The sequence below is a fragment of the Nocardioides terrae genome, assembly GCF_900112345.1.
Lineage (GTDB): Bacteria > Actinomycetota > Actinomycetes > Propionibacteriales > Nocardioidaceae > Nocardioides > Nocardioides terrae.
Window position 1 is genome coordinate 312537 of record NZ_FOLB01000001.1, and the last position, 26379, is coordinate 338915.

The following is a 26379-nucleotide window of genomic DNA, read 5'->3' on the forward strand; positions in this document are numbered from 1 at the left end:
CGGCGGCGTTCCGTCGGGCTAGTCCCGACTCTGCACCGCCGCCAGCGTCGCGAAGGCGATCAGCACGACCTGGGCCGGCTCCCCGACCGCGACCTCCACGAAGTCCGCGCCGACCCGCTGCACGACGCCGTCCCACCGCTGGCCACCCGTGCCGTGGAAGACGCACCGCTCCGCCGCGTCGGCGAGCCGGCGCAGCGCCGACCCGAGACCGAGCTTGGCGGCGACCGGCCACGCGACGTCCGGAACCGCGCGCTCGCTGGCCCCGCGGACGCCGCTGACCGCCGCCTCCCGCACCACCCAGTCCTGGCCCCGCCCTCGCAGGAGCAGCCAGCCCGTCGCGACCCGCTCGAGCACCCCGTCGACGAGGCCGACGCCGTTGATGTCGAGGGTGATCTCGCGGTCCAGCGACGCCATCAGGCGGGCGGCCAGGGTGACCTGCTGGTACTCCGCGCGCCGCCGGTCGGCGAGCTCGGCCTCGCGCTCGAGCGTGAAGGACGCCGAGGCCTGGCTCTCGAGGTCGTCGAAGAGCCCGAACAGCTCGTCCTCCCAGGTCACCCGGTCAGCGTGCCATGCGTCCCCACCGCGCGGAAGAAGTGCCACTCGCCCTGGGCCGCCACGAGGCGGTAGCGGCGGTCCAGCTCCTCCTGGGCGGTGCCCGCGTCGATGGCCCAGCTGTCGAGGCTCGTCCCCTGCACCACCACCCAGGTCGGTCGGTGGCTGCTGCGCAGCACGGCGGTGAGCCCGGCCAGGTGGGGGTCCCGCACCCGCACGGGCAGGCTCCACAGGTAGCGGTACGGGCTGGACACCCCGGCCCGCCGCAGGATGGACGCGGTTCCGAAGGCGACCACGGCCGTGTCGCCGGGACGGGTGAGCTCGGCGAACCGGCCGGCGGCCGTGTCGATCTCCCGCTGACCCCGCGTCAGCCCCGGATAGGCATCGGTGACCTGTGCGCCCACCACCGCGGCGTAGGCCACCACGACGGCCGCGACGACCTGCAGTCCGGGCCGGTGCCGGGCGAGGGCGACGACGAGCAGGACGAGCCCGGGGACGGTCCCGATCAGGTAGTGCCACCAGTAGCTCCCGCCTCCGACGATCCCGACCGTCTCCCAGAGCAGGACCACCGCCGCCACCAGGGGCAATGGGCCGCGCTGACGGGCCCGGGCGACCGGGAGCAGGGGCACGAGGACGAGGACCGGGGCGGCACTGGCCACCAGCGCGTCCACCATGCTGTGCATCCGGCGGTCGGTCGCGGCGGGGTCGTCACCGGAGATCACCTCGGCGGCCTTGAACCGGAAGGAGACCACCGCCTCCCACAACGCCCCCGGGTCGGTGCCGCGGGCGGCGGCCCACCCGACCAGGACCAGCGTCGTCAGCACCGCGCCGCCCGCCAGCCCCAGTGCGTCGTACGCCGACCGGCGGATGCCGACCGTCCGCACCTGCCAGAGCAGCGCCGCGACGCTGGCGACGGCGACGTCCGCCATGCTCTGCTTGACCGCCACGGCGGCGGTCGCGAGCGCCCCTGCGGCCACCCACCAGACCACGGCGCGGCGGCCCCGGCGCAGCGCGACGAGGAGCGCGACCAGACCGCCGAGGACGAGTGGTGCTGCCAGCAGCTCGCCGTTGACCTGTCGGGTGCCGAACAGCGGCGTGGAGAGGAACACCGCCGCGGTGGCAGCCGCCAGCGTCGGCGCCCAGCGCCGGTCCGGCGCTCCGACCCGGCCGACCGCTGCGGCCAGGCACACGGCGATCACGACCGCGACGACCCCGACCAGCCGCAGGGCCGTCGCGCCGCCCAGGTGATCGGCGAGGCCGAAGATGCCGATGATCAACGGCGGCCGGTCGACCCAGTAGTCGCCGTAGAGCGACGACCCCGGCGACCACTGGCCGCCCACCATCAGGAAGCCGGCCTCGTCGGGTGAGAGCGGCTGGCCGAGGAAGGGCAGCCGCGCGACCGCCGTCAGCAGGGCCAGGACGACGGTGGTGGCGGCAGGCAGGGGCGCGGTCCGGATGCCGAGGAGGTACCCGGGCACCTCCGTCCGCACCCGCCCCTCCGGACGAGATCGCGGAGCGAGGTGCGCCCCTGGCGCGCATTCCACTTCGCGTTGCAGCAGTTCTCCACAGGCACACTCCGGGTGATTGACGCGCGACAAAGCGCGCCTTTCAATGTCAAACAGACGCAAACTCACGTATCTCGGAGATCTGACATGCGACTGCTGCGCTGCTGCCTCCTCCTGCTGGCCGCCACCACCGCCGCCGCGGGCGCGCTCCGGGTGCTCGCGACGAGCGTCGTCGAGCCCGGTGAGGGCTTCGAAGGAGCCCTCGTCCGCGGCTGCGCGGTCGTCGCGTCCGGCTGCGTCGCTTGGGGCTGGTTGAGCGTGGTCGCCGTCATTGTCGAGGCGCTGCGCGCCACCGGCACCGCCGGGCGGCGCCCGGCGGCCACGCCCGGAGTTCCCCCGGCGCTGCGTCGGCTCGTCCTGGCCGGCTGCGGCGTGGCGTTCACGGCAGCCGCGGCACCCGCCCTGGCCAGCACCGGGGCCGGCACGAGCACCAGCTCCGACGCACAGCGGGCGATGCCTGCCGCGGTCGCCGGGCTGCCCTTCCCGGCGCGGGCGATGGACCTGCCCGCCGAGGCTCGCCACGTGGTCGTCGTACGACCCGGGGACTCGCTGTGGGCGATCACCGCACGTCACGCCCCGCAGGCCGACGACGCCGAGGTCGGCTCGGGGTGGCGGCGGCTCTACGCACGCAACCGGGCCGTCGTCGGCGACGACCCCTCCCTCATCCACCCCGGACAGCACCTCGTGCTGCCCGACGATCTCGAGGAGCCCCGATGACCCGACCTACCGACCGCACGGTCGTGGCGCTCGCCCCGTCCGCGCCGGTCACCAGCGTGCAGGGGACGCTCGCGCTCGCCCTGCAGCCGCGCCAGGAGCCACCCGTGGTGCGCACGGCGCACACCGGTGAGGGCGCCGACATCGTGAGCATCGACGTCCGCGCCCGCCGCGAGCTGGAGACCTGGTCGTGCCGCTTCGCGCAGGCCGCCGTGGAGATCGTCGGCGGCGACCGGCCCGCCGGGCAGCTGCTGCGATGGACGACACGCGAGGTCTACGCCGACCTCAACCGCCGCGCCCTGCTCGTCGCTCGCGCCGGCGGACACCAGCCCGGCCAGGGCCGGGTGCAACCGGTCCGGCCGCGGGTCGTCGGCGTGCACACGTGCTTCGTCGACACCGGGATCGCCGAGGTCGGCCTGCACGTGCGCTACGGGCGGCGCTCCCGGGCCGTCGCCGCGCGCTTCGAGCGCAGCGACGGCCGCTGGGTGTGCACGGCTCTCGAGTTCGCCTGAGCAGCCGCGAGTCGAGACCCGGTCGCGTCAGCGAAACGCCTAGCCGTTGACGCGCGTCGTGAGCCCGGTGGGCCCGCCCGGCCGGCCGTGGCACTGCTTGAACTTCTTGCCCGACCCGCACGGGCACTGCTCGTTGCGCCCGACGCTGGCGTAGGGGTCGTCGACGTTGCTGGTCGGCTCGGCCTTGACCGCCTCGCCGCCCTGCTCGTCGGGAGCCGTGTAGGCGAGGTGCTGCGGACGCTTCGGGGCGTCCAGGCCCTTGGCCCTGATCTGCGGGGAGGCGGCCTTGAGCGCCTCGCCGATCGCTTCGAGGCTGACGCCGTCGGTGCCGACCGCGACCGGCGGCTCGGCGAGCGCGCCCTCGTGCATCGGACCGGCGTGGCGGGTGCCGTCGGGGTGGTAGTGGAACTCCTCCTCCTCTTCCACCTGGACCTCCAGGTTGAAGAGGAACCCGACGGCCTCCTCCTTGATGGAGTCCATCATCGCGCCGAACATCTCGAAGCCCTCGCGCTGGTACTCCACGAGCGGGTCGCGCTGGCTGTAGGCACGCAGGTAGATGCCCTCGCGCAGGTAGTCCATCTCGTAGAGGTGCTCGCGCCACTTGCGATCGAGCACGGAGAGCAGCACGCGGCGCTCCAGCTCACGCATGACCTCCTCGCCGATCTCGGCCTCGCGGGCGTCGTACGCCGCCTGGGCGTCGGCCCGCAGGCTGGCGATGAGCTCGTCGCGGTCCAGGTGGGCCTTGCCGCCGGCCTCCTCGACGAGGTGCTCGTAGCTGACCGTGACCGGCCACAGCTGCGACAGGTCGGTCCAGATCTGGTCGAGGTCCCACTCCTCGGCGAACTCCTGGGTGCGGGCGCTGACGACACCGGCGACCACGTCGTCGATGAAGCCGCGGACCTGCTCCTCGATGTCGGCGCCCTCGAGCACCTCGCGCCGCTCGGCATAGACCACCTTGCGCTGGCGGTCCATGACGTCGTCGTACTTGAGGATGTTCTTGCGGGACTCGAAGTTCTGCGACTCGACCTGGCCCTGCGCGTTGGCGATCGCGTTGGTGACGTTCTTCGCCTCGATCGGCACGTCGTCCGGGACGCGCAGGACGCGCAGCACCCGGTCGACCCAGTCGGACTTGAACAGCCGCATGAGCTCGTCCTGCAGCGACAGGTAGAACCGCGACTCGCCCGGGTCTCCCTGACGGCCGGAGCGACCGCGCAGCTGGTTGTCGATGCGGCGCGACTCGTGGCGCTCGGTGCCGACGACGTAGAGACCGCCGAGGTCCTTCACCTCGTCGTGCTCGGAGGCGACGCGGGCCTTGAGGGTCTCCACCATGCCGGGCCAGGCGGCCTCGTAGGCCTCGGCGGTCTCACCGGACGGCTCCAGGCCCTGCTTGCGCAGCTCCTGGTCGGCCAGGAACTCGACCGAGCCGCCGAGCATGATGTCGGTGCCTCGGCCGGCCATGTTGGTGGCGACCGTGACCGCACCCTTGTGACCGGCCTGCGCGACGATCTTCGCCTCGTCGGCGTGGACCTTGGCGTTGAGGACGGTGTGCGGGATCCCCTTGCGCTTCATCAGGTTCGAGAGGTATTCCGACTTCTCGACGGAGACCGTGCCGACGAGGACGGGCTGCCCCTTGGCGTGGCGCTCGGCGATGTCGGCGACGACGGCCTCGTACTTCGCCTCCTCGGTGCGGTAGACGAGGTCGGGCTGGTCCTGGCGGATCATCGGCTTGTTGGTCGGGATCGGGACCACGCCGAGCTTGTAGATCTTGTCGAACTCGGAGGCCTCGGTCATGGCCGTACCGGTCATGCCGGACAGCTTCTCGTAGAGCCGGAAGTAGTTCTGCAGCGTGATGGTCGCGAGGGTCTGGTACTCCTCCTTGACCTCCACGCCCTCCTTCGCCTCGATCGCCTGGTGCAGGCCGTCGTTGTAGCGGCGACCGGAGAGGATGCGGCCGGTGTGCTCGTCGACGATGAGCACCTCGCCGTTCATGACGACGTACTCCTTGTCGTTGTGGAACAGCTCCTTGGCCTTGATCGCGTTGTTCATGAACGAGATCAGCGGAGTGTTGACGGAGTCGTAGAGGTTGTCGATGCCGAGGTGGTCCTCGACCTTCGTGATGCCGCCCTCGAGCACGGAGATCGTGCGCTTCTTCTCGTCGACCTCGTAGTCGACGTCGCGCTCCATCTTGGTGATGATCTTGGCGAACTCGTCGTACCACTTGACGTCGTCGTCGGTGGGACCGCTGATGATCAGCGGTGTGCGCGCCTCGTCGATGAGGATCGAGTCGACCTCGTCCACGATCGCGAAGTAGTGGCCGCGCTGGACGCAGTCGTCGATCGAGGAGGCCATGTTGTCGCGCAGGTAGTCGAAGCCCAGCTCGTTGTTGGTCGAGTAGGTGATGTCGGCGTTGTAGGCCGCGCGGCGCTCCTCCGGGGTCATCTCCGGGGAGACGACGCCGACGGTCAGCCCGAGGAAGTGGTGGATGCGGCCCATCATCTCGGACTGGAACTGGGCGAGGTAGTCATTGACGGTGACGACGTGGACGCCCTTGCCGGCCAGGGCGTTGAGGTAGGCGGGCAGGGTCGAGACGAGGGTCTTGCCCTCGCCGGTCTTCATCTCGGCGATGTTGCCGAGGTGGAGCGCCGCGCCGCCCATGATCTGCACGTCGTAGTGGCGCTGGCCGATGACACGCTTGGCGGCCTCGCGGACCGTCGCGAACGCCTCGGGCATCAGGTCGTCGAGGCTCTCGCCTCCTGCGAAGCGCTCTTTGAGCTCGGCCGTCATGCCCTGCAGCTCGGCGTCGCTCATCTTGACGAAGTCGTCCTCGATGGCGTTGACCGCCTTGGCGATCCCTTCGAGCTGGCGGACGATCTTGCCCTCGCCGGCGCGGAGAAGCTTGTCGAGAATGGCCACGGTGGTTCGACTCCTAGCAGAGGTTCCCGGGCGATCCGGGCGAAAGATGTTGCAGGCGGTGAAACTCTACCTGCGGACCGTGATCGATACCTCAGCAGCCAGTGATCCGCTGAGGTCGCCGCGCGGCTCGACCACGATCTCGTCGAGCCGGAGCCAGCCCGCGAGCCGGCCCAGCTCGGCGGCGAGCTCGGCCGCCGTCTCCGGCGGCGCGCCCGGCTCGGCGTACGCCGCCTTGGCGACCAGCCTGCCCGCGCGCCGGTCGGCCTTGAGGTCGACGCGCGCGACGATCCGGTCGCCGAGGAGGAACGGCAGGACGTAGTAGCCGTGCACCCGTTTCTCGGCCGGGACGTAGATCTCGATGCGGTAGTGGAAGTCGAAGAGCGCCTCCGTCCGCGCCCGTTCCCACACCACCGGGTCGAACGGGCTGAGCAGTGCCCGGGCGTCGATCCTCCGCGGACGGCGCGCGTCACGGTGGAGGTACGCCGGCCGGCCCCATCCCTCGACCGAGACCTGCTCGACCTCGCCGGAGTCCACGAGCGTCGCCACGGCGCGCGCCGTGTCGGCGACGGACATCCGGTAGTAGTCGGCGAGGTCCCTGACCGTCGCGACGCCGTGGCTGCGAGCGGCCCGGCGGACCAGCTCGACGTGCGCCTCCTCGGGAGTCGGCGTCGGCAGGGCGAGCACGGGGGCCGGGATGACCCGCTCCGGCACGTCGTAGCGGATCTCGAACTGGCCGTTGCGGCCCGCGATCGCGAGGTCGCCGGTGGTGTAGAGCCAGTCCAGGACGCGGCGGGCGTTGGACCAGTTCCAGCCCCAGTGCTCCTTCTTGCGCGGCAGCCCGGCGTCGAGCTCGCGGGCGGTCGACGCGCCCCGCTCGCGGATCTCGGCGATCAGGCTCTCCTCCAGGCCGGGCTCGGCCTCGACGATCGACCACTTGCCGCGCCGCTCACGGTGGTGCGCCATGCGGTGCTGCATGACCGGCCACAGCTCGACGGGCATGAAGGCCTGGACGTGGGCCCAGTACTCCACCATCCGGCGCGGCCGCGTCTCGCTGGCGCGCCGCAGCAGGTCGACGTCGTAGGGGCCCATCCGCGAGTAGAGCGGCATGTAGTGCGCCCGTTGCAAGACGTTGACGCTGTCGACCTGCAGCACGCCCGTCCGCTCCAGCGTCCGCTGGAAGGTGCGCATCGTCGGCGTCCGCCCGCTGGTCGAGCTCTGGTCGAGACCGTCTGCGAACCCCTGCGCGGCGAGCGCCACCCGGCGCGCCTGGACCAAGGACAACGACTGCACGGGCGTCACCCTAGGCGGCGGCGCCGACAGCCCTACGGCAGGTCGAGGAGCTTCTCGCGGACGGCGTACATGACCGCCTCCATCCGGGAGTGCAGCTGCAGCTTCTCCAGGATGTTGCGGACGTGGTTCTTGACCGTGTTCTCGGAGATGAACAGGTGCTTGGCGATCTCACGGTTGTTGAGGCCCTTGGCCACGAACCGGAGCACCTCGAGCTCGCGCTCGGTCAGCCGGAGTCCGGGCACGTGGTCACGCTCGGGCCGCGACATCTGCTTGAACTCGTCGATCAGCTTGACCGCCATCGACGGGCTGATCAGCGACTGGCCGTCGGCCACGACGCGGACGGCCTGGGCGACCTCCTCGATCGAGGAGTCCTTGAGCAGGTAGCCCGAGGCGCCCGACTTGACCGCCTCGTAGAGGTCGGCCTCCTCGTCGGAGACGGTCAGCATGATGATCTTCGCCGACGGGACGGCCTGCTTGATCGCCGCGCAGGCCTCGATCCCGGTGCGCTTCGGCATCCGGATGTCGAGCAGGACGACGTCGGGTGCGACGGCGGAGGCGAGGGCGCTGCCCTCGTCACCGTCCCCGGCCTCGCCGGCGACCTCGATGCCGGGCTCCGCGGTCAGCAGCATCGTCAGGCCGCGACGGAACAGCTCCTGGTCGTCGACGACGAGCACACGGATGGGCTCGGAGTCGGCGGGACTCTTGGCAGAAGGCACGGGTAGATCATGGCACGTCAGGGCCACGTTCGCCCCCTGGCCGGGTGACAAGGAACGGGCCGGGATAGTCCGGATGGACCATCCCGGCCCGCGGCTTCAGGTCACGGGGCCGTGCTGGGCGCCTCAGTCCTCGCCGAGATCGAGCCCGATCACGCCGTAGTCGTAGCCGCGGCGCCGATAGACGACCGACGGCCGCTGGGTGTCCTTGTCGACGAAGAGGAAGAAGTCGTGTCCTACCAGCTCCATCTCGTAGAGCGCCTGGTCGAGCGTCATCGGAGTCGCCGAGTGGACCTTCTCCCGGACCACGAGCGGCCCGTCACCGGTGACGGTGATCGGCCCGACCTGGCGCTCGACCGCGGTGCGGTCGGACGCGTCGGTCTCCGACGTCGGATCCTCCAGCGGTACGTCGGCCAGCGCCTGCCCGACGGAGACGGGCGTGCGGCGGCCGCGGTGGACGCGGCGCCGGTCGGCGGCGCGTCGCATCTGCGAGGCCATCTTGTCGAGCGCCAGGTCGAGGGCGGCCATCTTGTCCTCGGCGGCACCTTCGGCGCGTATCACCGGACCTTTCGAGAACGCGGTCAGCTGCACGTGTGTCGAGCCCTTGTGCTGTCTGGGGTTGGGCTCGCAGTCCACCTCGACATGCACCCGCATGATCCGGTGGTCGTGCTTCTCGAGCCTGGCCAGCTTGTCGGTCGCGTGGGCGCGGTATCGATCAGAGATCTCGCAGTTGCGTCCGGTGACGACGACTTCCATGGGTTACCTCCCGTGCATTTGAGGGGCATTTCGGAGGGAGCGATCCTGGGGTCTAGTACTCCAGGTCCCCGGTTCCCCAGTGCACGCCCAGCAAGCCGGTGCGCGCTGGTGAGCCGGAGGAGGAGTCCGCCCGGCCGACCTGGTCTTCTTCCCCACAGCCGCCTGCTGGGGTGTTGCGGCTTGGTGCCACGCGACCCTCTCCCGGTGACCCGCCGCATCTGACGGCTGGTCCGGGGCAGGACTTATCTCTAAGCCGCACCGTGATCCCCGTGCCCCGGCGAGGGGACTCGGGTTACGTGGGCCGCTTCGCCTGCGACTGGCATCGGCTAGCCGTCCAGGCACCCGGCGTCCGGGCGCCTGAGCGACGCAACCACGGACCCGGGCGGACTCCATACACAGACGTTAGACCCCGGCCGAAGGCGGACCAAGGGCAGGGTGTCCGCAGTTCCGCAAAATCAGCGCCGTCCGGCGGGACCGCGTCTCTGGGTCGCGGCGACGGCGGCGATCGCGACGACCTCGAGGCCGACCGACTCCAGCGCACGCTGCGCCTCGCGTGCCGTCGCGCCGGTCGTGACGACGTCGTCGCACACCACGACCCGCGCCCTCGGCAGTCGTCGGCCGAGCCGGGCGAGGGCGGTCGCGGGGCAGGTCATCGACCCGGCCAGGTTGGCCGCCCGGCCGGTGGCCGAGAGTCCCGCCTGGTCGCGCAGCCCGGGCCGGGTCCGCAGCAGGCGGACGGCCGTCACGTCGTGCCCGCAGGCGCGCAGCGTCCGGGCGGCGGCCACCGTGACGTCGTACGTCGAGTCGAGCGCGCGCTGGCGCACGCTGCTGGGTCGCGACGGCACCGGGACGAGCGCCACCGGACCGTCCACGCTGGCGAGAGCGGTCGCCACCGAGCCGGCGAGGAGGCGGCCGAGGGGACGGCGCAGCGCCAGCAGCCGGCGTTCCTTGAGACCCACGACGAGCTCCTTGAGCGTGCCGTCGTAGGGCCCGGCCGCGAACGGCGCAACGAGCCCGGCCGGCGGCGGCGAGGGCCACGCGAGTCGTGCACCGCGCGGCAGCTCCGCCTCGCAGGAGCGGCAGAGCAGTCGTCCGGCCACGCCACAGCCGACACACGTCGCGCCCAGCACCAGATCGGCCCAGGCGTCGCGGAGGGTGGTCGGCACCCACCGATCAGACCGGCCCGACGGCACCGCCGCAACGGCGCGGCCCGTCTTGTGGAGAACCGTCAGCCGACGAAGCCCAGGGCCGTCACCGGGCCGTCGAGCGTCGCGTCGCGGGTGTCGCCGGTGAGGCCTCGCAACTGGGTGCCGATGACGCCGTACGCGCCCTGGTCGGCGACCGGTGAGCTCAGCAGCGCCTCGACGTCGTCGGCCACGATGATCGGCTGGGCGGGGAAGGCGGCGCTCGAGCCGTCGACGGCGACGGCGCGCACCTGCGTGGCACCGGTGAGGTGGTGCAGCAGCCACACGGTCGTGGGTGACGACCAGGCGATGTCCTGGATCCGCATCGGAGCCTTCTCGTCCGGCGAGATCGGCGTGGTCGCGGTGGCCGCGACCATGCGGCCGTCCTCGTCGCTGCGCATCCGGCTGACGACGAGTCGGTCACCGGCGACGTCGCGGCGTACGGCGACGAGGCGGGTGCCGTCGCGCGAGACCAGGAACCGCCCGATGTCCCTGCCGCTGACGCCCGGGAGGTCGATCGGGTGCTGCTGCCCCTCGCCGTCGACGTAGGACACCTCGGCGCCGCTCCGCGACCGGTCGACCAGCCAGAGCCGGCCGGCGACGTCCCACGCCGGCCGCAGGAAGTCGCGGCCCCGCGCCACGGTCCGGCTCTCACCGTCAGCGTGCACGGCTGCCAGCTGGACGGCGGAGCCGCCGGTCGTGACCCCGGCGGCGTGCTCGCCGGTCAGGTCGACGGCGACGGATCTCAGGCCGGCACTGCGGGCGCCGAACGGACCGGAGACGGCGGTGAGCCGAGGGGCGCGGCCGGAGACCAGCCGGCCCCGGTCGTCCAGCCCGAACATCTCCGAGCTGGCTCGATAGCCCGCCGGGTCGTACTCCGGCCCGTCGGAGACGCTGAACTGCGCGCGGCCGCCGGGGAGCTGGACCGCCCGGCCGGCGATGGAGAGCTTGATCGAGCTCACCGTGGGGTCCTGGCGCAGCGTCCAGGCGAGCTGCGCCGTCAGCAGGGTCAGCGCCTGCGGGGTCGGCTGGGTCAGCTGGTCAGGCCCGGCGGTCAGCGCGATGTCGGCGGTGCCGTCCTCGTCGACGGGGACCGAGAGGCCCTCGCCGACCCCGGGCGGCAGGAAGCTGCGCACGATGCCGGCCAGCTCCGGCGAGGGGCCGGCGACCAGGTCGCGGACCAGCGTGGTGGCGAGCTGGTTGCCCCGCGGCACGAACACGGGCTCGGGCACCAGCACACGGCCGGTCGGGTCGAAGAAGTAGAGGGAGAGCTGGGTGAACCGGGCCTCGAACCACGAGATCGGCACGATGAGCGCGTTCGGGGCGCTCGCGATCCGCCACTCGCCGTCCTCCTGGCGGAGCCCGAACGACAGGTGCCGGCCCGCGGCGGGCACGGCGCCCTGCCAGGCGCCCCGGGCGTCGAGCCGGTAGGCGCCGGTCAGGTCGACGGCGATGTCGGCCGGCTCACCGCGTGCGACGCCCTTCTCGGTGTAGAGGATGGTCGCCTGGCCCGGGTTCCACGACGTGCGCGCGTCCTGGGTGAGGAACTGCTGGGCCGCGCGGGTCTGTGCCGGGGTCGCCAGCATGGCGTCGAGGAAGCCCTGCACGATCTCGGTCGGCGATGCGCCACGCTGCGGCGGACGCGGGTCGATCGAGATGCCGGGCACGCGGGTCGTCTGGGGGCCGGGGCCGGCCTCCACGACACCGCCGCTGGTCGGCATGCGGACGCCACAGGCGACCAGCGCCGGCAGCAGCGCGACGCCCACCGCCAGGAGGAGACGACGGGTCATGAGGCACGCTCCCCTGCGTCCTGCGGCACCAGCGGCAGCGGGCTGTGGTGCAGGGGCGCGCCGACCCGGCGCGGCAGCGTCAGCCGGAACTGCGCGCCGCCACCCGGGCGCCCCCAGGCCTGCAGCCAGCCCCCGTGCAGGTGGGTGTCCTCGACGGCGATCGCCAGCCCCAGTCCGGTGCCGCCGCTCGAGCGGTCGCGGGCCGGGTCGGCCCGCCAGAACCTGTTGAACACCATCGCCGACTCCCCCGGCGCCAGGCCGACGCCGTAGTCGCGGACGGCCACTGCGGCCGCCTGGTCGTCGGCCTCCACGCTCACCACCACGCCCGGCGCGCCGGACGCAGCGGCCGGCCCGGCGTGGTCGATCGCGTTGCTGACCAGGTTGCGCAGGATGCGCTCCACCCGGCGGACGTCGGCCTCGGCCAGGCAGGGTCGGTCCGGCGCGCGTACGACGACCTCGACCCCTCGCTTGCGGGCGACCGGCTGGGCCGCCTCGACGACGCGGTGGGCCACGTCGACGAGGTCGACGTCGTCGGTCTCCAGGACCGCGGCGCCCGCGTCGAACCTGCTGATCTCCAGCAGGTCGACGAGCAGCCGCTCGAACCGGTCCAGCTCGGTCTGGAGCAGCTCGGCGGCGCGCGCCGTGCCGGGGTCGAACTCGTTGCGGGCGTCGTAGAGCACGTCCCCTGCCATCCGGACCGTCGTGAGCGGCGTCCGCAGCTCGTGGGAGACGTCGGCGGTGAAGCGACGCTGGACCCGGCTGAGCTCCTCGAGCTGCCGGATCTGCCGTTGGAGATTGCTGGCCATCTGGTTGAACGACACCGCGAGCCGGGCCAGGTCGTCCTCGCCGTGGACGCGGAGCCGCTCCTGCAGCTGGCCCGCCGCGAGCCGCTCGGCGACCTGTCGGGCCAGCCGGATGGGGGCGACGACCTGCCGGGCCACCAGCCAGCTGACCCCGGCGACCAGGACCAGCAGCAGCGCGCCGGCGACGAGGAGCGCCCGGGTGACCAGCCCGAGGGTCTCCTGCTCCTCGTCGAGGGGGTAGAGGAAGTAGAGGACGTAGGTCAGCCCGTCGGCGGGGAGCTCGACCTCCGACCCGACGACGATCCCGGGCACCCGCGTGGTCACGTCACCGCTGGTGGTGCGGACCGTGGTGTAGGTCCACGCGGTGCCGCTGTGACCGGCGAAGTGGTCCTCCAGCTTCACCGGGACGCTGGTGGTGTCCAGCCCCGGGGAGAACTCGGCGCCGCCGTCGGCGATCCTCCCGCCCGGGTCGTGTGCGCTGCGGTCGATCGGGCCCGCCATCACGACCCCGAACCCGCGGGTCGCGCCGCGCTGGATGATCGGCTCGACCAGGTCGCGCTGCTGTCCCGACGCGTCGACGTCCACGGCGGAGGCGGCCGAGAGCCGGTCCCGCGCGTCGGAGACCTCGGTGGCGGTCTCGGCCAGGACCGCGTCGGCGCGGTGCTCCAGCAGGCCGTCACGGACCTGCTGCAGGAGCAGCCAGCCGACGGCGGAGACGGCGAGCGCGGAGAGCAGCATCGTGCTCACCACGACCCGGGCCTGGAGGGACCGGCGCCAGACCGTCAGGACCCGTCTGAGCACCTCATGCCTCGATGACGCGCACTAGCGGCCGGCCTTGTAGCCCACGCCGCGGACGGTGAGCACGATCTCGGGGTTCTCCGGGTCGTGCTCGACCTTCGACCTCAGCCGCTGGACGTGGACGTTGACCAGGCGGGTGTCGGCGGCGTGGCGGTAGCCCCAGACCTGCTCGAGGAGGACCTCGCGGGAGAAGACCTGGTGGGGCTTGCGCGCCAGGCAGACCAGCAGGTCGAACTCGAGCGGGGTGAGCGCGATCGGCTTGCCGTCGCGGGAGACGGTGTGGCCGGCGACGTCGATGGCCAGGTCGCCGATCGTCAGCGCGTCGCCGTCGACGTCGTCGAAGCGCCGCATCCGGGCCCTGATCCGCGCGATCAGCTCCTTGGGCTTGAACGGCTTGACGACGTAGTCGTCCGCGCCGGACTCCAGGCCCACCACCACGTCGACCGTGTCGCCCTTCGCCGTGAGCATGACGATCGGCACGCCGGACTCGAGGCGGATCTGCTTGCAGACCTCGAAGCCGTCCAGCCCCGGGAGCATCAGGTCGAGCAGGACGAGGTCCGGCCGGTAGGCCCGGAAGGCCGCCAGCGCGTCGTCGCCCCGGCCACACAGCTGGGAGTCGAAGCCCTCCTGGCGCAGCACGATCGAGAGCATCTCGGCGAGTGAGGCGTCGTCGTCGACGACGAGGATGCGCCCCTTCGTGCCCAGGTCGACCACGTTGCTCATGGTGTTGATTCTGCCCTAGCGGGAAATGCAGTGGACGTCATGCGGGGCGGTCGGCGTGGCCGCCGCCCCGTATGACGTCCTCAGGGTCGGTCAGTACCGGTAGTGGTCGGCCTTATAGGGCCCCTCGACCGGCACGCCGAGGTAGTCGGCCTGGGCCCGGGAGAGCTCGGTCAGCTCGACGCCGATCGCGTCGAGGTGGAGCCGGGCGACCTCCTCGTCGAGGTGCTTGGGCAGCACGTAGACGCCGACCGGGTACTCGTCGGTCTTGGTGAAGAGCTCGATCTGGGCCAGGACCTGGTTGGTGAACGAGTTCGACATGACGAACGACGGGTGGCCGGTCGCGTTGCCGAGGTTGAGCAGACGACCCTCGGACAGCACGATGATCTTCTTCCCCTGCGCGCCGTCGTCGCCGGGGAAGATCCACTGGTGGACCTGCGGCTTGATCTCGTCCTTGACGATCCCCGGGATCTTGGCCAGGCCGGCCATGTCGATCTCGTTGTCGAAGTGACCGATGTTGCCGACGATGGCCTGGTTCTTCATCCGCTGGAAGTGCTCGACCCGGATGATGTCGAAGTTGCCGGTGGTGGTGATGAAGATGTCGGCGTAGTCGACGACCGTCTCCAGGCGCTTGACCTCGTAGCCGTCCATCGCGGCCTGCAGCGCGCAGATCGGGTCGATCTCGGTGACGATGACGCGGGCGCCCTGGCCGCGCAGCGACTCCGCGCAGCCCTTGCCGACGTCGCCGTAGCCGCAGACGACGGCGACCTTGCCGCCGATCATGACGTCGGTGGCGCGGTTGAGGCCGTCGATGAGCGAGTGGCGGCAGCCGTACTTGTTGTCGAACTTCGACTTGGTCACCGAGTCGTTGACGTTGATCGCAGGGAAGAGCAGCGAGCCCTCCTTGAAGCGGTCGTAGAGACGCAGCACGCCGGTGGTGGTCTCCTCGGTGACGCCCTTGATCCCGTTGGCGATGGTGGTCCAGCGCTGCGGGTCGTTGGCCAGCGAGCGCTCGAGGACCCGGAGGACCTCCTTGAACTCCTCGTTGTCGGTGGAGTCCTGGCCGGGCACGGCGCCGGCCTTCTCGAACTCGACACCCTTGTGCACGAGCAGCGTGATGTCGCCGCCGTCGTCGAGGAGCATGTTGGGGCCGACCCTGTTGCCCTCGGCGTCGGTGAAGTCGAAGACCTTCTCGGCCTCGTCCCAGTACTCCGCCAGCGTCTCGCCCTTCCAGGCGAAGACCGGGGTGCCCTGGGGGTCCTCGGGCGTGCCGTTGCCGACGACGATCGCGGCGGCAGCGTGGTCCTGGGTGGAGAAGATGTTGCAGGTGGCCCAGCGGACGTCGGCGCCCAGGGCGACGAGGGTCTCGATGAGGACACCGGTCTGGATGGTCATGTGCAGCGAGCCGGCGACGCGGGCGCCCTTGAGCGGCTGCGAGTCGGCGTACCGACGACGCATCTCCATGAGGCCGGGCATCTCGTGCTCGGCGAGGGTGAGCTCCTTGCGGCCGAACTCCGCGAGGCTCAGGTCAGCAACGTTGTAGTCCATGACAACTTCCTTGTGCTGGAGGTTCTCGTCCTGCGGCGCATCTGCGCTCTGTCGGGATCTCCCGCGCATGACGTTGCCCAGCAGACTACAAGCGCGTACGCCGCCCGGCTGAATCTGCGCGGGTCAGTGCTCGGGGTCCGCGCGACGGCGTCGGTGGGTCGCCACATGCACCGCCGCGACGACCACCGCTCCGACGAGCACACCCACGACGAACGACACCACCGTGTTGAACAGCCAGCCCAGGATGCCGCCCACTCCGTCCACGCTGTCGTGGACGTCCTCCTCGGCGTGGTGGAGGGTGTCGTAGGGCCAGTGCCAGCCGACCTCGGCGGCGTTGCTCAGCAGGATGTGGCCGCCGACCCACAGCATCGCGATCACGCCCACGACCGAGATGACGGCCAGCAGCCGCGGCATCGCGGCCACCAGGCCGCGTCCCACGGCGCGGGTCGGTCGGGACCTGCGCTGCGCGAGGCTGAGGCCGACGTCGTCCATCTTCACGATCAGGCCGACCACACCGTAGACGCCGATCGTGATCGCGATCGCCACCACGACGAGGATCGACAGCCGGGCCCAGAACGACTCGTCGGCGACCTCCTTGAGCGCGATCACCATGATCTCGGTCGAGAGGATGAGGTCGGTCCGCACGGCGCTGCTGACCAGCAGCTTCTCGTCGTGGCCGTCGGCGCTCGGGCCGGGCAGGTCACCCACGTGGTCGTCGTGGTGCCGGATCCGCTCCCAGATCTTCTCGGCGCCCTCGAAGGCGAGGTAGGCGCCGCCGACCATGAGGATCGGCGCGATCAGCCACTCCATCCACTGGCTCAGCACCAGGGCGACGGGGAGGATGATGAGGAGCTTGTTGCGCAGCGAGCCGATCGCGATCTTCTTGATGATCGGGAGCTCGCGCTCGGCGGCGATGCCCTGGACGTACTGCGGCGTGACCGCCGTGTCGTCGACGACCACCCCGGCCGCCTTCGCGGTGGCCTTCCCCGCGGCCGCGCCGACGTCGTCGACCGAGGCGGCGGCGAGCTTGGCGATCGCGGCGACGTCGTCGAGCAGGCCGAACAGGCCCGCGCTCATCGGAGGTCCCCGCCGGGTCGCGTGCGGCACAGCGGGCCGAGCCCGGGGCTCGGTGGGGTGGTCATGCCCGAAGGCTAGTGGGCGGCGCTCAGGCTCTCACGTTCGGTGGCCTGGTCCATCGGGAGCCGATCCACCACGTCGTCGACCCGGGTCGAGACGACCGCCAGCTCCGTGGCGTAGTTCAGGTGCTTCTCGGCGTGGCCCAGCGGGTCGATGACGTGCAGCAGCACGGTGGCCACCGGCTTCCAGGCGAGGAGGAGCGCGATGCCGACCGAGAGCGCGGTCGTGGCAAGCAGGGCGACGACGCCGTGGGCGTTCGCCCAGTCGGCGTACCCGGTGTAGCCGAGGGCCTTGATGAAGAAGCCGTGGCAGAGGTAGACGACGAGCGTCATCGAGCCCATCCGGGTGAACCAGCCGGTACGGCTGGTCATCAGCGCGATCAGGGCGAGCGCCCCGACGACGCCGGCCGCCAGCACCAGGAGGCGGGTGAGGTAGCCCTCGGTCGGGCTGGCGCCCATCGCGGTGTAGCTGTCGTTGTAGTAGAGCCACTCCCCCGTGCCCGCCCAGCTGCGGAGCTGCCCGCTGAGGAACCAGATGCCGACCATGGCGGCCAGGGCGCCGAGGCGCACCGGCACGCCGCGCAGCCGGTTCAGGCGCTCGGGGGTGGCGTGCAGGCCGAGCACGAAGAACGGCAGGAAGCCCAACACCCGCGCCAGGTCGAGGGTGGCGCCGGTGACGAGCCCGCCGAGCAGGCTGGCCGCGACGGCGACGGGGATCGCGACCCACGGCGAGCGCAGCAGGGGGGTCGCCATCCGCCAGATGAAGAGGGCGGGCAGGTACCACAGCGGCCAGTGCGGGTTGATCCACAGCTCGTGCAGGTGCTCGCCGCCGGCCCAGAGCCGGAAGACGGCCAGGGCGGCCTCGACGATGACGTAGGGGATCGCCACCGACCGCACCAGCGCCCAGATCCGCGGCCCGGTCCACTCGAACCCGCGCGAGAGGTAGCCGGTGATGAGCACGAAGGCCGGCATGTGCCAGGTGTAGAGGAAGTCGTAGAGGTGGTTGTTGCCTGCGTTCGACGCGAGCATCGTCCAGGAGTGGCCGACGACGACGAGGGTGACCAGCGTCATCTTGGCGTTGTCGAGGCGGGCGTCGCGCAGAGAACTCACCCGTCCTGAGTACCCAAACAGCCTGAGAGGGATACTCAGGTGGGCTGTGGGACGGCCCTCAGCGGGGGGCGCGCCGGCCTTCAGTCCTCGACCAGTCCGATGCGCAGGTACTCGGCGGCGTAGGTGCCGGACAGCAGCAGCTCGGCGTACCTCGCGACCTCGCTCGAGGCCTCCGCCGCGATCACCTCGACGCGTACGCCGCGCTCGTCGGCCGCCCGGGTGAGGGTGCTGCGCTGCTCGTGCCGGACCGGGTCGTCGGCCCCGTCGTCGAGGACGACGAGGACCGGGCGCGGCCCCGCGCCGTCGCCACCGTCGAAGGGGTCGTCGAAGACGGTGTGCTGGCGGGCCGCCTCGATGACGGGCAGCAGGTGCTCGGCGTCACCGGCGAGCGCGCCTCGCCCGCTCGCGCGGCGGATCGACTCCGCGACCCGGCGACCCGCCCGGGCCGCGAGCACGGATCCGCCCCACACCAGCGGCAGCGAGTCGGCCAGGGTCAGCGCGAGCACCTTGCCCGGGTTGACGGAGATGTCGCGGTGCGGCGAGCAGGCGATCGCGACGGCGTCGAGGGCGGCCGCGACCTCCTCCGGCTCGGCGCTCGGGCCCAGCCCGACCCGGTCGAGGAAGGAGAGCACGAGGACGGCGACGGCCAGCTGGTCGCCGGTCATGACCGGGAGCACGGTCGCGTCGCGGCCGGCGGCGTGCTCGGCGACGAGGGACCGCTCGGGGCCGGCGACGACGACCTGGCTGCCGCGCCGGACCGCCTCCGCGACGGCGCTCGCGGTGGCCGGGTCGCCGCCGTCGGGGGCGAGCACGACGACGAGGTCGAGGCTCCCGACCCACCCGGGCAGGTTGGGCGAGGGCCAGGCGACGAAGGGCACGGGGCAGGATGGCTCCAGAACCGCCCGGACGAGGCGGGAGTCGGGTCCGGCGGCGACCACCGCACGTGGCCGCCCGGACGCCGCCCGCTCGACGGCGAGTCCCAGCGCCTCGGAGGACTCGGCCGCCTCACGGCGTACGCGCGCTCCCGACTCCGCGAGCCAGCGCAGTCGCAGGTCGGCGCCAGCCAGTGCCAGCTCGTCCTCGAGCCGGCTCTCGTCGAACCACGTCGCCATCGCCGCTCCTCCGAACGCTCAGGCCGGCTTACGGGCCTCGTCCACGAGCAGGACGGGGATCGAGTCACGGACCGGGTAGGCGTATCCGCACGTGCCCTCGCAGACGAGCTCGCCACCCTCATCGGTCTGCACCGGCTTCAGCGACCCGTGGCAGTTGGGGCAGACGATGATCTCGAGCAGCGTCTCGTCGAGCCCCAGATTGGTCGGGTTGGTCATGTCAGGCGTCCTTCCGGATGATGGCGAGCACCTCGTCGCGCAGGTGCTCCATGGTGGCGGTGTCCTTGCCCTCGACGTTGAGCCGCAGCAGCGGCTCGGTGTTGGAGGCGCGGACGTTGAAGCTCCAGTCGTCGGTGCTGACGGTGAGGCCGTCGAGCCGGTCCAGGGCGGCCCCGTCGCGGCCGCCGTAGGTCGCCTCGATCTCGGCGACCACCGCCTGCTGGTCGGCGACCGTCGAGTTGATCTCGCCCGACAGCGGATAGCGCTCGTACGGCGCCAGCAGCTCGCTGAGCGGCACGTCCGCCTCGGCGAGCGCCGCGAGGGCGTGCAGCGCGGCGAGCATGCCCGAGTCGGCGCGCCAGAAGTCGCGGAAGTAGAAGTGGCCGGAGTGCTCGCCGCCGAAGACGGCGTCGGTCTCGGCCATCCTCGCCTTGATGAAGGAGTGCCCGACCCGCGTGCGCACCGGCCTGCCACCGAGCTCGCTGACGATCTGCGGCACGGCACGGCTGGTGATCAGGTTGTGGATGACAGCACTGCCCGGCGCCTTGGCCAGCTCGCGGGCAGCGATGAGGGCGGTCAGGGTGGACGGCGAGACGAGCTGGCCGCGCTCGTCGACGAGGAAGCAGCGGTCGGCGTCGCCGTCGAAGGCGAGCCCCACGTCCGCCCCGGTCTCGCGCACCTTCGCCTGCAGGTCGACGAGGTTCTCCGGCTCGATCGGGTTGGCCTCGTGGTGGGGGAAGGTGCCGTCGAGCTCGAAGTACATCGGCACCAGCTCGATCCCGGGCAGCCTCGCGAAGACGGCGGGTGCGGTGTGGCCGGCCATGCCGTTGCCCGCATCGGCGACGACGGTGAGCGGACGGCCGGAGACCGGCGCCAGGGACAGCAGGTGGTCGGCGTACGCCTCGAGGACGTCCTGCTCCTCGACGGTGCCGCTGTGCTCCTGCTCGAGCGGCGAGCCCTGCAGGACCAGGTCGCGGATCTCGGCGAGGCCCGACTCCATCCCGACCGGTGCGGCGAACGGTCGGCACTGCTTGATCCCGTTGTACTGCGCCGGGTTGTGGCTGGCGGTGAACATCACGCCGGGCAGGCCGAGGTGACCGGAGGCGAAGTAGAGCTGGTCGGTCGAGGCGAGCCCGATCATCACCACGTCGGCACCGGCCTGGTTGGCTCCCTCGGCGTAGGCCCGGGCGAGCGACGGCGAGCTCGGCCGCATGTCGTGGCCGATCACGATCCGCCGTACCGGGTCCTCGGGGGTGTCGAGGACCCGCACGAACGCGCGGCCGGTGGCGCGGGCGAGGTCCTCGTCGACCTGGTCGGGGACCGTGCCGCGGACGTCGTAGGCCTTGAAGACGGCGCCGACGTTCGCGGGGTCGAGGGACGAGGCCATGGAGCCGACCCTAGCGGGGCCGGGCCGCTCAGTCGCTGGTCAGGACCCTCAGGTGACCCTTGCGGCGGGTCTCGTGGGTGCCCTCCTCGGCCGCGGGCCGAGCCGTGGTCGGCACCGGGCGGGCCGCCTCGCGGACGGCGTCGGCGAGGGCGAGCAGGTCGTCGTTGGACGGACCGGGGTCGATGCGGCCCGTGGCGAGCCGGAGCACCTCCCACCCGCGGGGCGCGGAGAGTCGTTCGCTGTGCTCGAGGCAGAGGTCGTAGGCGTGCGGCTCGGCGTAGGTGGCCAGTGGGCCGAGGACGGCCGTCTGGTCGGCGTACACGTAGGTGAGCGTCATGACCGCGGGACGGGTGCATGCCGTACGCGAACAACGACGAGCGGGAGTCACGTCGCAGACCGTACCGCTCGCCGGCGACCGCGCGGACTAGGCTCGCGGACGTGCCGGCTGAACTGGGACGTGAACGGGGAGCTGACGTGGTCATCGACGTCGGCCGGAGCCGCACCGGGCCGCGCTCGCGCCGTGACCGGCGCGGACGCGGGATGCGCGGACCGGGTGTCATGCCCCAGGTGCCCGGCGTGCCGGAGCTCCGCACGGCGCGGGAGAGGTTCGACGACCTGGCGCTCGGGATCATCAGCGAGGTCGACGCCGCCTGGGCCGACCGCCTCGGGCTGGTGGAGTACGCCGTCGAGGACGCCCCTCAGGTGCCCGACGACTGGTCGGTCGACACCGTGCCGCTGTCGTCGCTGGTGCGCGGCTCGGGGACGAGGCCGACCCGGCTGGTGCTCTTCCGCCGCCCGATCGAGCACCGCTGCGAGACCCGCTCCGACCTCGAGGCGATGATCCTGACCGTCGTGGTGGAGCAGGTCGCCGAGCTGCTCAACGTGGAGCCGTCGGTGATCGATCCGCGCTACGAGCGGGACTAGCGGGTCCCTGGCGCGACGGCGGGCACGGCGCCGGCCCGCACCAGCTCCCGCAGCCGTACGACGGCCGAGCCGCCGTCCTGCAGCTGCACCACGCCGCGCACCGCGGTGCGCTGGGGCGAGACCTCGATCGATGTGGCCTTGTCAGGCAGGTCGAGTGTGGCGCCCTGGTCGAGGGCGAGCGAGACGCGCTGGTTGAGCAGCTCGGCGCCGTCGGCGGCGCGGGCGATCACCGTGGCGACACCGACCGCGTCGGCCCCGGCCAGCACCAGCCGCTTCGCTCCCTCCGGCATGACAGCAGTCGTCGGCGTGAACACCCGCGGACCGGGCGCGAGCAGGGAGAGGTCCCCGCCGGCGACCGAGCGGAGCGAGGCGGCCAGGCGGTGGTCGGAGACCACCTCGATGCCGATCGCGTCCTTGGCGGTGTCCCCGCCGAGCAGGTCGTCGAGGACGGTGCCGACGGCTGCGTGGGGCGGGACCGTGATCGGCGTGGCGCCGGCCGGGGCGAAGACCGAGCCGGCCGTCACCAGCCGCACCGTCGCGGTGGCCTGGTCGTCGGTGTCGTTGGCGAGGGTCAGCGTGTGCCGTCCGGCTCCGGGGGTCACGCCGAGCAGCAGGTTACGCCGCGCCGGCCGCAGCTGCGGCTGGAGCCAGTCCTCGGTCGACGTACCACCGGTGAGGCGCTCGCCGCGGTCGCGGACGGCGACGCCGAGCTGGCCGCGCTGGACGACCACGTGCAAGGCGAGGTCGCCGGTCTGCGGCACCACGGAGCCGAGGTCGATCTGGACGTGCGACCCGCCCTCGACCGCGACACCGCGCAGGGCGGGGACGTCGAGCGGGCCGTCGTCGCCGAGCACCCCGACCTCGGCCACCGCCTGTCCGGCGTTGGGGTTGGTCAGCACGAGGACCGAGGCGTGGGTCGGGCCGGCGCCGACGCCGGTGAACCACTGGCTCGCGGCGACCGGGGTGCAGTCGAGGGCGGTGAGCGGCTGCGACGACGACAACCCGGCGACGATGCCCGGTGCGAGGTTGTCCTGGCCGCCGACCACGACGGGAGCATCCGGGGCGGGCTGCTCGACCACCCGGCCGGGCGCGACCTGGGCGCTGCTCGTCCCTGCCTCGGAGGTCAGCGTGAGCGCGCCGGTCGCACCGGAGGCGCTCGCCACCCGGAGTGTCGACTCGTTGCCCGAGCGGCCGTCCAGCGAGCTCGGGCAGACGACCGAGCTGGTGGTGAGGGCACTGGTGGCGGGTGCCTGCCGGTGCGTCGCCGGCGCGTCCGGGCGCACGAGGACGAGCAGGAGCGCCACCACGACCGGGAGCGCGATCGCGAGGCCGGTCGTCACGTCGATGCGGCGTCGGGTCATGCTCGCCTCCTCCGCTCGACGGTCGGTGCGCACTGGACCACGACCGCGACGAGTCCGGCGAGCTGCACGACGACGAGGGCCAGGTGCAGCCACGAGGTCCCGCCGTGCAGCGACTCGGCGGACGGCGCCGTGTCGAGCTGCCAGGCGCGGGTGCTGCGGGCCTGCGCGCTCGCCTGCGAGACGCCGCTGGCGGCATCGATGGCCGCCGACACCGCCGGGTCGCTGGGCGCCGGCTGGACGACGTACTGGATCCCCGCGGCGGCGAGGCCGTCGACGGTCTCGTCGTCGGGTCGCGACACGAAGTCCCTGACCAGCGCGGCGAAGTGGGAGTCCTCGGGGGTCAGCGCGAGGATCTCGTCCTCGCCGAGCGTGACGCCGGCGCCGCGCACGACGCTGTAGCGGACGCCTCCCGCGACCCCGCCGTGCAGCACGAGGATGCCGTGCTCGCGGCCCGAGGCGGCCTCCTGCAGCATGTAGGCCGGGACGTCGTCGCGCACCTCGTCGCCCAGGGCGCCGTGACCGCCCACGACCGCCCACACCAGGCCACCGACGGCGCCGATGACGGCGAGCGCCGCGAGCGCGCCGGCCAGCAGGCGACGCCAGCCGGCCAGCGAGGTCAGCGCACCCTGGACACCGATCACGGCGGCGGTGACGGCAGCAGCCTGGACCAGGAGGAGCAGGAACGTGGTGCCGGCCGGTGCGGAGGTGGCACCGAGTCGGATGCTGACGAGCGAGAGGACGAGCGCGACGAGTGCCGCCACGACGCCCACGACCCAGCAGACGAGCACCGGCACCCGGGTCCGCCCCGGGACGAGGGCCAGGACGGCCAGCACCGGCAGGACCAGGCCGAGCCACTGCGGCGCCCCTAGGTCGGGCAGCCGGCCGAGGGTCAGGTCCAGGCCGGACAGCGCCGGGCCGGGAGGGATGCCGGCGTCGAGCAGCAGGCCGCTGCCGGCGCCGTGCTGGAGGGCGGGAAGCCACCAGGCCGCGAGCAGCACGAGCGGGACGCCGAGCGCCACCGCAGGCGGACCCCAGACCGACCGGTCGCCGAAGACCGGAGCGCTGCCGCGCAGCAGCAGCCGGGCGACGAGGAGGACGACGACGGCGAGGAGCAGGCAGACTACCCAGGCGACCGGCGTGAAGGCAGCGATCAGGGCGAGCAGCCCGCCGCTGCGCCAGCCCGCTCGCCAGCGGCGGTCCGGCTCCGGGTCGGCGAAGCCGAGCGCGGCATGCACGGCCCACGGCAGCGTCGCTCCGGCCACCACCGGGCCGAGCCGGCCGTCGCTCCAAGCGCCCGAGACGAGCGGGACGAGCGCGTAGGAGGCCGCGCCCCACAGCACCAGCCAGCGCGGGGCGCCCTTGATCGAGAGCAGCCGGCCGACGACGCGGAGCAGGCGCCACGCTCCCCAGAGCGCAAGGGGCGGAGCCACGACGAGGGCGGCGGTCACGGCGGCGGACGGCGAGCCGAGCAGGGTCGCGAGCAGCGTGAGCGGCAGGAGGTACGCCGGCGCCGGGACCGCCGTGCCCTGGCCGATGGGATGCCACGACTCCACGACGAGCCGCCACCAGTGCCCGACGGCGTCAGGAGCGGGTGAGAGCCCGCCGCCGGCCACCGTGCCGAAGGCGGTCCTCGTCGCGACCACGAGGGCGATCACCACGACCGACAGCAGCACCGCGACCGGGTTGGTGAGGAAGCGGGCGACCAGTCCGGTGTCGCGCAGGATCGCCTCTCCGTCGTACGCGTCGCCGGCCTCGATCTCGGCCTGCCGTCGGGCGGCGAACGAGGCGGGGTCGCGCTCGGCCGCCGCCGCCCGGCGTCGCTCGGCGACGTCGGAGGCCTGGTTGGTGAGTGCGCCCGCGAGGTCGCCGACGAAGTCCAGGCCGTGCCGGTAGGGCAGCCAGGGCGGCGCGAGCAGCCGGCGCACCTCACGGGGGTCGGCGACGTCCAGAGCGCGTCGCTCCCGGCGCGCGGCACGCACCTGGCGAGGGCGGGCGTAGACGTTGAGCAGAGCGGCCAGCTCGTCCAGGGCCTCCCCGGGTGAGCGGACGAGCAGGAAGCCGAGCATCCGGAGCAGGGTGCCGAGGAAGAGCCGCACCAGCTGGAAGGGCAGCGCGCGGGCGCGGACGTTGACGAGCAACGTCCACAGCGCCGCGCGGCGCTCCTGGTAGTGGGTGTGCCGGCCGGTGAGCGGGGTGGTACGGATCCCGCGGTGGGCGGCCTCGGCGTGGAAGACGACGGCGTCGGGCACGACGATCGTGCGCATGCCGGCCCGTGCCGCGCGCCAGCCGAGGTCGATGTCGTTGCCGAAGATCGGGAGCTGGGGGTCGAAGCCGCCCAGCCGCTCGAGCGCCTCCCGCCGGATCAGCATGCCCGCGGTGTTGACGGCGAGCACGGTGCGGACGTCGTTGTGCTGGCCCTGGTCGTACTCGCCGCGCTCCAGACCCGTCTCGCGACGGCCGGTCCCGGAGATCGTGACGCCGAGCTCGAGCAGGCGGCGCAGCGAGGGCCACTCGCGCAGCTTCGGCCCGAGGATGTCCAGCCCCGCCTCGGCCTCGACCGCGGTCAGCAGCCACTCCAGGGCGGTCGGGTCCGGCGTCGAGTCGTCGTGCAGGATCCACACCCACTCGGCCGGGTCGTCGCTCAGCGCGTCGAGGCCGAGCGCCACCGCCTCGGGGAACGTTGTCGAGCCCTTGACGACGCGCACCTCGCCGAACGCGTCCCGCAGCATCTGCGGGCTGTCGTCCTTGCTGCCGGTGTCGATCGCCACCACCCGGTCCGGGGCGACGGTCTGCGAGCGGATGCCGTCGATGACCGTCGGCAGCCAGCGCGCGCCGTCATGGCTGACGACGAGGAGGGCGACCGACGGGTGAGACACGATCGGCAACCCTAACCGGGGATCCCTGGGCGGCCGAAAAAGCAGAAGCCCCGGGGGTGTGGTCCCGGGGCTTCTCTGCTCGTGTGCTCAGACTGCGCGCTTCTTCAGCTTGCGGCGCTCCCTCTCGGAGAGACCGCCCCAGATGCCGAAGCGCTCGTCGTTCATCAACGCGGACTCGAGGCAGTCGTCACGCACCTCGCAGGTCTGGCAGACCTTCTTCGCCTCGCGAGTCGAACCGCCCTTCTCGGGGAAGAACGCCTCGGGGTCGGTCTGAGCGCACAGTGCCCGCTCCTGCCATCCCCCCTCATCGGCGTCCGGTTCGAGGAGAAAGAGCTCTCTCATCTTCATTCGCCCCCTAGTCGACCCTGTGTTGGACCTTCAAGCCCCGATCCGTCGGTT

23 protein-coding genes are annotated in these 26379 nt (G+C 72.3%); 3 read left to right on the forward strand and 20 right to left on the reverse strand.

Annotated features, from left to right (window positions below; all coding sequences use genetic code 11):
* Positions 1-18 precede the first annotated feature (18 nt).
* Positions 19-555, reverse strand: a complete 537-nt coding sequence (locus tag BM236_RS01500; protein ID WP_091119370.1) for a hypothetical protein — start codon at positions 553-555, stop codon at positions 19-21.
* A complete protein-coding gene (locus BM236_RS01505) occupies positions 552-2042 on the reverse strand; it encodes a hypothetical protein (RefSeq protein WP_091119371.1) in 1491 nt (496 codons plus the stop codon). The genes BM236_RS01500 and BM236_RS01505 overlap by 4 nt, the downstream gene beginning before the upstream one ends.
* Positions 2043-2204: 162 nt before the next feature.
* Here BM236_RS01505 and BM236_RS01510 point away from each other — a divergent pair, with 162 nt between their 5' ends.
* Together BM236_RS01510 and BM236_RS01515 are read left to right on the forward strand one after the other, a co-directional pair.
* Positions 2205-2834, forward strand: a complete 630-nt coding sequence (locus BM236_RS01510) for a LysM peptidoglycan-binding domain-containing protein (RefSeq protein ID WP_091119372.1) — start codon at positions 2205-2207, stop codon at positions 2832-2834.
* Positions 2831-3343, forward strand: a complete 513-nt coding sequence (locus BM236_RS01515) for an Rv3235 family protein (RefSeq protein WP_091119375.1) — start codon at positions 2831-2833, stop codon at positions 3341-3343. The genes BM236_RS01510 and BM236_RS01515 overlap by 4 nt, the downstream gene beginning before the upstream one ends.
* A 39-nt stretch (positions 3344-3382) precedes the next feature.
* Here BM236_RS01515 and secA read toward each other — a convergent pair whose 3' ends face one another.
* The 15 genes from secA to BM236_RS01590 all read right to left on the reverse strand — a co-directional run bounded on the left by secA (position 3383) and on the right by BM236_RS01590 (position 21207).
* Positions 3383-6256 (reverse strand): preprotein translocase subunit SecA, encoded by a 2874-nt coding sequence (gene secA / locus BM236_RS01520; protein WP_091119376.1) that lies wholly within the window; start codon positions 6254-6256, stop codon positions 3383-3385.
* A gap of 66 nt (positions 6257-6322) precedes the next feature.
* Entirely contained in the window at positions 6323-7546 is a 1224-nt protein-coding gene (locus BM236_RS01525) for a winged helix-turn-helix domain-containing protein (protein WP_091119942.1), read from the reverse strand.
* 32 nt (positions 7547-7578) lie between these two features.
* A complete protein-coding gene (locus tag BM236_RS01530) occupies positions 7579-8262 on the reverse strand; it encodes a response regulator (protein ID WP_245750069.1) in 684 nt (227 codons plus the stop codon).
* 123 nt (positions 8263-8385) lie between these two features.
* Positions 8386-9015: a ribosome hibernation-promoting factor, HPF/YfiA family gene (gene hpf / locus BM236_RS01535; RefSeq protein ID WP_091119381.1), complete on the reverse strand. Its 630-nt coding sequence runs from the start codon at positions 9013-9015 to the stop codon at positions 8386-8388.
* A 455-nt stretch (positions 9016-9470) separates the two neighbouring features.
* Entirely contained in the window at positions 9471-10181 is a 711-nt protein-coding gene (locus BM236_RS01540; protein ID WP_091119384.1) for a phosphoribosyltransferase family protein, read from the reverse strand.
* Between the two features lie 62 nt (positions 10182-10243).
* A complete protein-coding gene (locus tag BM236_RS01545; protein WP_091119386.1) occupies positions 10244-11989 on the reverse strand; it encodes an LpqB family beta-propeller domain-containing protein in 1746 nt (581 codons plus the stop codon).
* Entirely contained in the window at positions 11986-13593 is a 1608-nt protein-coding gene (mtrB, locus tag BM236_RS01550) for an MtrAB system histidine kinase MtrB (protein ID WP_245750070.1), read from the reverse strand. Before mtrB ends, BM236_RS01545 begins: the two co-directional genes overlap by 4 nt.
* Before the next feature lie 21 nt (positions 13594-13614).
* Positions 13615-14313 carry an MtrAB system response regulator MtrA gene (gene mtrA / locus BM236_RS01555; RefSeq protein ID WP_091119388.1) on the reverse strand — a complete coding sequence of 233 codons (699 nt, stop codon included), beginning with the start codon at positions 14311-14313 and terminating at the stop codon, positions 13615-13617.
* A gap of 90 nt (positions 14314-14403) precedes the next feature.
* Positions 14404-15858, reverse strand: coding sequence for an adenosylhomocysteinase (ahcY, locus tag BM236_RS01560; RefSeq protein ID WP_091119391.1), 1455 nt, complete (start codon positions 15856-15858; stop codon positions 14404-14406).
* Between the two features lie 123 nt (positions 15859-15981).
* Entirely contained in the window at positions 15982-16935 is a 954-nt protein-coding gene (locus BM236_RS01565; RefSeq protein ID WP_091119392.1) for a DUF808 domain-containing protein, read from the reverse strand.
* Between the two features lie 74 nt (positions 16936-17009).
* Complete coding sequence (locus BM236_RS01570; RefSeq protein ID WP_091119395.1) at positions 17010-18104, reverse strand: acyltransferase family protein; 1095 nt, start codon at positions 18102-18104, stop codon at positions 17010-17012.
* An 80-nt stretch (positions 18105-18184) separates the two neighbouring features.
* On the reverse strand, positions 18185-19216 hold the full coding sequence (locus BM236_RS01575) for an SIS domain-containing protein (RefSeq protein ID WP_091119396.1): 1032 nt from the start codon (positions 19214-19216) through the stop codon (positions 18185-18187).
* Between the two features lie 18 nt (positions 19217-19234).
* Positions 19235-19432 (reverse strand): Trm112 family protein, encoded by a 198-nt coding sequence (locus BM236_RS01580; protein ID WP_245750071.1) that lies wholly within the window; start codon positions 19430-19432, stop codon positions 19235-19237.
* Between the two features lies 1 nt (position 19433).
* Positions 19434-20819: a phosphomannomutase/phosphoglucomutase gene (locus BM236_RS01585; RefSeq protein WP_091119399.1), complete on the reverse strand. Its 1386-nt coding sequence runs from the start codon at positions 20817-20819 to the stop codon at positions 19434-19436.
* A gap of 28 nt (positions 20820-20847) precedes the next feature.
* Positions 20848-21207 (reverse strand): DUF3499 domain-containing protein, encoded by a 360-nt coding sequence (locus BM236_RS01590; protein ID WP_091119401.1) that lies wholly within the window; start codon positions 21205-21207, stop codon positions 20848-20850.
* 50 nt (positions 21208-21257) lie between these two features.
* Here BM236_RS01590 and BM236_RS01595 point away from each other — a divergent pair, with 50 nt between their 5' ends.
* A complete protein-coding gene (locus BM236_RS01595) occupies positions 21258-21743 on the forward strand; it encodes a metallopeptidase family protein (protein WP_245750073.1) in 486 nt (161 codons plus the stop codon).
* On the opposite strand, the gene BM236_RS01600 is transcribed toward BM236_RS01595, so the two are convergent.
* The 3 genes from BM236_RS01600 to BM236_RS01610 form a co-directional block, all read right to left on the reverse strand.
* Positions 21740-23104: a DUF5719 family protein gene (locus BM236_RS01600; RefSeq protein ID WP_139229991.1), complete on the reverse strand. Its 1365-nt coding sequence runs from the start codon at positions 23102-23104 to the stop codon at positions 21740-21742. The genes BM236_RS01595 and BM236_RS01600 overlap by 4 nt on opposite strands.
* Positions 23101-25980, reverse strand: a complete 2880-nt coding sequence (locus BM236_RS01605; protein ID WP_139229992.1) for a glycosyltransferase family 2 protein — start codon at positions 25978-25980, stop codon at positions 23101-23103. Before BM236_RS01605 ends, BM236_RS01600 begins: the two co-directional genes overlap by 4 nt.
* Positions 25981-26067: 87 nt before the next feature.
* Positions 26068-26322: a WhiB family transcriptional regulator gene (locus BM236_RS01610; RefSeq protein WP_091119953.1), complete on the reverse strand. Its 255-nt coding sequence runs from the start codon at positions 26320-26322 to the stop codon at positions 26068-26070.
* Positions 26323-26379: the final 57 nt, after the last annotated feature.